Raw genomic sequence first — 5,715 nt, forward strand, 5'->3', positions numbered from 1 at the left:
CGACCATGGTGGACACGAAGTCGAAGTGGGAAGACGAGCTTGGGCGCTGGCTCAAGCCATTCCTGGATCGTTTAGGTCACAAGGCGCGGCGGCGGATGTGTCCGCTTTATATCTCGGGATTGATTGGACCGGGCGATCGCAAGAGCGTCCAGCCAATGGCGGCGCGGCTGGCACCGGGCGAGTATGACCAGTTGCACCATTTCATCGCTGATGGCCTCTGGGATGCGGCGCCATTGGAGGCAGAATTGCTCGTTCAGGCCGATCGCCTGGTCGGCGGCAAAGATGCGGTGCTGGTCATCGACGACACGGCGATGCCGAAGAAGGGCGATCGTTCGGTTGGCGTCGCTCCACAATATGCCTCGTCTCTCGGCAAGACGGCTAATTGCCAAACATTGGTGTCGCTGACGCTTGCGCGGGGTGAAGTGCCGGTCATGGTGGCATTACGTCTCTTCGTTCCCGAGAGTTGGACGAGCAATCCGGTGCGTTTGAAGCGTGCGGGCGTTCCTGTAGAGTACCGCGCAGCGCGGACCAAGCCAGAGATCGCCTTGGCGGAGATCGATCGCGTGATGGCAGCCGGTATGCGCTTTGGCTGTGTGCTGGCCGATGCCGGTTACGGCCTCAGCGCGCCGTTCCGTCAGGGGCTCACGACACGCGGCCTGGCCTGGGCCGTCGGTATCCCTCGTCATCAGAAGGTTTATCCGGTGGAGGTTAAATTGATCTGGCCGGTCGCCGGTCGAGGTCGTCCCCGCAAGCGGCACATTCCCGACGTATTGTCGACGGCGGCCGAAGACATGCTGGCCAATGCTAAGTGGCAAAATGTGAGTTGGCGAAACGGGACCAAGGGCCGGCTGGAAGCTCGCTTCGCCGCGGTTCGCGTGCGAACCGCTGATGGACCTCCGCAGCGGATCAAGGACATGGGCCAGCAGCATCTTCCGGGGGACGAAGCCTGGCTCATCGGCGAACACAGGACGTCGGGAGAGAAGAAATATTATCTCGCCAATATGCCGGCCAAGACGAATCTGCGCACGTTAGCTGCTACGATCAAAGCTCGATGGATTTGCGAACAGGCCCATCAGCAGCTGAAAGAGGAACTCGGGCTTGATCACTTCGAGGGACGATCCTGGCAGGGCCTTCATCGTCATGCGCTCATGACTATGATCGCTTACGCATTCCTCCAGCATCGCCGTCTCGCACAAGCGGGGCGGAAAAAAAAGAATCAACGGTCCACCACCTCAGCCGAGCCTACCGGCCGTACGCCAAGCCATCGTCGATCTCATCGTTCAACCACGACCTCAGCGATGCCCGCACTGCAGAAGACAAATCGGCGGAAAGCAGCGGCGTGAATAAATCTGCCAAAGTAGTGTTAGGCCGTGTACTCATAAATCGGGGTGCTAGGGTAACGGCACGTTTGATGTCCGCTTGTCCCCCATAGCGACGGAATAACGGACGCCGCCCAGAGTCAGGGCCGACAGGCGACATTTCGCCTTTGGCGTGACACAAGGGAGCTGATAGTCAGTCCAAATGACCGGCCCCGGTGCAGCTTATCGATTTAGCTATAACAAAGATGGGGAAATTAGACCGCCAGCGACGGCAGATTCGCCGTTGAGAGCGTTGTTGGTCTTAGCCAGCCTTCTTCTTCCGCTCGTTCCGCATCTGCCGCTTCTTCGCGAGGGGCTCTCTCCGGTTGTCATCCAATATCTTCCGAACTTTTGGACCTTGCGGCGCGCTGGGTATGTGTCGAATGGCGATCTGGCGTTGATCGAAATTGCGACCGGCCTTTGGCTTTTGGCGAAGCTTGCGAACTTCGTCGCGTTTCGACGTAGACTTGTTGCTTGTTTCTCCGACGTCAATCCGCCGCCGCTCGACCTGAAGGATCGTTGGCCCGTTCAATTCTCCAAGATCATCGCTTTTGGCTTGGTCCTGACGGTGCTGCCATTTGCGCTGGCTCCTCTGCGGTATGCTTTAGGCGCGCTCAGCCCCAGATACGCGCTTTACATCGTCGCGCTGTTTGGAGGCGGATGCATGGCGCTCAGCGAAGGCCTTGCGAGCCTTGCCCTGTACCGAACGTTCAAGGTGAGGTTTTGGCCCGGCTTGGAAAGTGGCCTTCTCTAATCTTAAGAGGAGAGCGAACTGATGGCTGTTGGCCTGTCCATCAGCCGAGCCGTACAGCGTCTGATTCTTTCACAGCGCCAGATTGTCCGTTAAGGGTCAGACTCAGATACCGGCGATGGGCGGAGTATACTAGCTCCATTCGCGCTCCGCCTTTATGTTTGGCCTACTAACAAAAGGGAGTAAGCAATTGAAGGCCGATAAAATCCAGGGTGACCCGTTCAGGGCTTGCGTGGAGGCCATCGTCGCCGGAGACGACGTGACCGCCATTGGATTGCTTGATGCTTTGCCGCTTTTGGCACAAGCGCGCGCGGGTCATGGCGCAACTCGGCAATCTCCCAAACGTAACTTTTTCGAACAGATTCTGCACTACATGTACGAGGGCGATACCGCCTTGCATATGGCGGCGGCGGCACATCAAACTCGCATTGTAGACGAGCTGATCGCCAGGGGCGCCGACATTCGAGCGAGGAATAGACGTGGCGCGGAGCCCCTTCACTATGCCGTTGATGGCGGGCCTGGCTTGTCGGCATGGGATCAAAGCGCCCAGGCGAAGATCATAGGCAGGCTCATTCGAGCCGGAGCGGATCCAAATGCGGTCGACAAGAGCGGGGTCGCGCCACTGCACCGCGCAGTGCGCAATCGCTGCGCGGTTGCGGTGAAGGCGCTCATCGATGGCGGTGCCGACCCGCGTGCTCCAAATAGGAACGGCTCGACGCCGATGCTTCTCGCAAATCAGAACACTGGCAAAAGCGGCTCAGGATCAACTGAGGCGAAGGCGCAGCAAAAAAAGATACTGCGTCTTCTTGAGGAGCACGGAGCCACGTGAACCGATCGCCGTTGTGGGTCAAACTCGGAAGTTGGCGTGCCTTCCGCCGAAGTCCGCTAAGCCCCAGTGAGCCGACACCCGCAGACGGCGATGAGGTCCGAAAGGGAGGCCACAAGCGGGCATTCGTGCTTCCCAAGTGATCGTTTCATCTGTGAGCAATCCTGCCCGCAAATGACCTTAGGCCCCGGCCACTTGCCGAGATCCTGCAGATGCTGCGCAACGTCAACGCGCGGATTCGTTTCGTGCGCGGGATCGACATGGACCGCATTAACCGATCCAACACCGAGGCCGAACATCGCGCCGTCCTCGAGGGCCTGAAAGCGCGCGACGAGGAGAGGTGCGTGTCGGTATTGGAGAAGCACATCGACCGCCGCCTCGACCGCATCACCTCGGCGATCAAGGAAGGCTACGCTCAGATCTACATGCCGGCGGCGCGGTCCGGGGCGAACTGACCAATAGGGGCACGCCTGATCTCCGCTTGTCGGCCCATAGCGGCGGAATAATGAACGTCGCCCGGAGGTGCTGAAGGGCTACTTCCCGACATTTGGTTCCTATTCCTTGGTGGACCTCAATTTTCCGCCGTGGCATCTAATGAGTGTCGCCCGCTTCGATTGAAGGGAGTTCAGATGAACAAGCTTCTTAGAATTTGCGTCGCAAGCTTATTCCTGGCCGCAAGCGTATTCCTAATCGTCGGGCAATTGCACTCCGCCACGGTACAAAGCGACAATCCTTCAATCGGATCACCCGTGTCGGCCGCCGACGAAGCCGCGATCCGTGCAATTCTGGACCGACAAACGGATGCTTGGAATAGGCACGATATGGATGCTTTCGTCGCCGACGCCATGCCTGACGTGGATTGGATAAATGTCGTCGGCATGCACTGGAAGGGTCGCGAGGCGGTGATGAAGGCACATGCACTTCTCCATAAAGGTATGTTTGCCAATAGTCGCATGCAGACGCCTGAAATCACCACGATGCGCGAGATTGCGCCCAACGTCATTGTTGAGACCCACATCAACCGAATAGAGGGGGTTGGAGCACTTCCGTCTGGCGCGGCGTATCCCGATAGCGGAAACCTCATCACGATGGTGTTTGTGAAAACTCAAGCTGGGTGGCGCATTGCGCACGCGCACAACACGACGATTGCTTACGGTCAGGCGAAGAAGGGCTAGATTGGTCCGCTTCGGGCCACAGGACTCTGATGTCCCTAGTCAAGCGCTGAGGGCGCAATTGGTCGCCCTCTTGCTGCCATTCTGGCTTGAGGGTCTGGGCGATAGATCGTGCAGGGGTGAGGGCGGGGACCTGAAGACGTCGGTGATCAAACTCTGATTCGCGGGTTGGGTACCGCATTTCCGTTTGTTCGTCCGGGGCTGTCCCTGTCTAAACGCGGGCATCGATCTTGCGATCGGCCACATAGTCCAAGCGGGAGTTCCCCTGCCGTGGCCCCGCCCTCGCTGCTGCACGATTGATGTTCGATGATGCTCCGCTGTTATTGGGCCGTTGCTACGTGTCAGGGCGGAGGGGTTGTGGGCCGGTCGAGCCCTCATAGCTCGAGCGGTCCATGACCCTGGTCTTTAGTTCGCCGTTGCATGAGATCCCGCGACTTCGCGGTTGATCGCCCAGATGAAGGCCGACAGCTCGCGGGCGATCGCAGTTACCACGATCGTCGGCCGCTTGCCCTTCCGCGTCATTGTCCGGAAGCGGCCACAAAGCCGTATCTGCGCCTTCCAGGCAATCTCGCGGGCCGTTCGTGGTGCGGCCCCGATCCTGGTCTGCATGTCCTTGCTGACGCGGGGTGGGAAACGGTAACTCCACGCAGCCTCGATGAGCAGCCGTCGTGCTCGCGCGTTGCCGGCCTTGGTGATGCCACCCCGCTTGACGTTCTCTCCGGTAGATCTCTCTGACGGGGTAAGGCCAAGATAGGCCATCAACTGGCGGGGGTTCTCGAAGCGCGACAGATCGCCAAGCTCGGCCAGGAACGCGACCGCACCGACCATGTCGACGCCACGCATGGCCTGCACTGCCTCGATGACCGGCGCCAGAGTCCAGTCCGCGACGGCCTCGCGCATGGCCTGCTCCAACCGCTCGATCCGTTCCCGGACCTGTCGTACAGCCAACAACATTTCCTCGAAGGCGATGCGCTGCTCGCGATGCTCAAGCTTGAGGCCGGTGAGCCAGTTGAGGTGCGTCCGCCCCCAGGTTTTCTTGCCCGGATAGTGACGGCCGAGACGCAGCAGTAGCGAGGAGACGTTCTGGCGCTTGACTCTGTAGTCCTTGACCGCGGCGTCGCGAGCCCGCACGAGGTCCCGCATCGCCTCGTGACGCTCATCAGGCACCCAGACCGCCGTCAGCTCACCGGCCCTGAGCAGCTTCACGAGATTGACGGCATCGCGCCGATTGGTTTTGACCCGATCACCTGGCTTGGATGGGATCAGCGACGGTGCCACCACAATGCAGTCATGGCCGATGCTCTTGATCAAGCGGTAGAGACCGTAACCTGTCGGGCCAGCCTCGTAGCAGAACGTCAATCGAGCATGTTTGCTCGCAAGTTTTGCGACGAGCTTGCGTGTCTCGGCTTCAGTATTGTCGATCTCGCCGAGATATCGAATCTCACCGGCTCGACCGGCATCGGCAATCGCCACCGCATTGCGCAATTTCGCAGTGTCCAACGCCACGAATGCTTCGCTATGATGCTCCATGACTCGCCCCTTTGTGTGAGGCTCTACCCGGCCTATCCGGGCAGCCCTCGTCATCACATCGAGGGTGAGTCGCCTTCA

The 5,715-nt window shown here is 59.5% G+C and carries 6 protein-coding genes; 5 read left to right on the forward strand and 1 reads right to left on the reverse strand.

The annotated features are described in order from the left end of the window. Nucleotides 1–5: 5 nt before the first annotated feature. The 5 genes from UP10_RS35730 (at nt 6) to UP10_RS42390 (ending at nt 4,110) form a co-directional block, all read left to right on the forward strand. The gene (locus UP10_RS35730; RefSeq protein ID WP_044591888.1) at nt 6–1,343 is read left to right on the forward strand and encodes an IS701 family transposase; all 1,338 of its coding nucleotides are present in this window, start codon (nt 6–8) and stop codon (nt 1,341–1,343) included. Nucleotides 1,344–1,614: 271 nt separating this feature from the next. After that, nucleotides 1,615–2,112: a hypothetical protein gene (locus UP10_RS35735; RefSeq protein WP_156180598.1), complete on the forward strand. Its 498-nt coding sequence runs from the start codon at nt 1,615–1,617 to the stop codon at nt 2,110–2,112. Nucleotides 2,113–2,299: 187 nt separating this feature from the next. Further along, nucleotides 2,300–2,938, forward strand: a complete 639-nt coding sequence (locus tag UP10_RS35740) for an ankyrin repeat domain-containing protein (protein ID WP_197086984.1) — start codon at nt 2,300–2,302, stop codon at nt 2,936–2,938. A 209-nt stretch (nt 2,939–3,147) separates the two neighbouring features. Beyond that, nucleotides 3,148–3,390 (forward strand): GntR family transcriptional regulator, encoded by a 243-nt coding sequence (locus tag UP10_RS35745; RefSeq protein ID WP_245322108.1) that lies wholly within the window; start codon nt 3,148–3,150, stop codon nt 3,388–3,390. 174 nt (nt 3,391–3,564) lie between these two features. Continuing rightward, entirely contained in the window at nt 3,565–4,110 is a 546-nt protein-coding gene (locus tag UP10_RS42390) for an SgcJ/EcaC family oxidoreductase (RefSeq protein ID WP_050043968.1), read from the forward strand. Between the two features lie 402 nt (nt 4,111–4,512). Here the strand turns inward: UP10_RS42390 and UP10_RS35755 are convergent, their stop codons facing one another. After that, nucleotides 4,513–5,637 carry an IS110 family RNA-guided transposase gene (locus tag UP10_RS35755; RefSeq protein WP_044586661.1) on the reverse strand — a complete coding sequence of 375 codons (1,125 nt, stop codon included), beginning with the start codon at nt 5,635–5,637 and terminating at the stop codon, nt 4,513–4,515. Nucleotides 5,638–5,715 lie beyond the last annotated feature (78 nt).

This window comes from Bradyrhizobium sp. LTSPM299, from assembly GCF_000938235.1.
In the GTDB taxonomy this organism is placed as follows: domain Bacteria; phylum Pseudomonadota; class Alphaproteobacteria; order Rhizobiales; family Xanthobacteraceae; genus Bradyrhizobium.

What these genes read in the sequence shown, in the direction of transcription:
- UP10_RS35755 (WP_044586661.1), bottom strand. Translation starts at nt 5,637, where the DNA reads ATGGAGCATCATAGCGAAGCATTCGTGGCGTTGGACACTGCGAAATTG.
- UP10_RS35745 (WP_245322108.1), top strand. Translation starts at nt 3,148, where the DNA reads ATGCTGCGCAACGTCAACGCGCGGATTCGTTTCGTGCGCGGGATCGAC.
- UP10_RS35730 (WP_044591888.1), top strand. Translation starts at nt 6, where the DNA reads ATGGTGGACACGAAGTCGAAGTGGGAAGACGAGCTTGGGCGCTGGCTC.
- UP10_RS42390 (WP_050043968.1), top strand. Translation starts at nt 3,565, where the DNA reads ATGAACAAGCTTCTTAGAATTTGCGTCGCAAGCTTATTCCTGGCCGCA.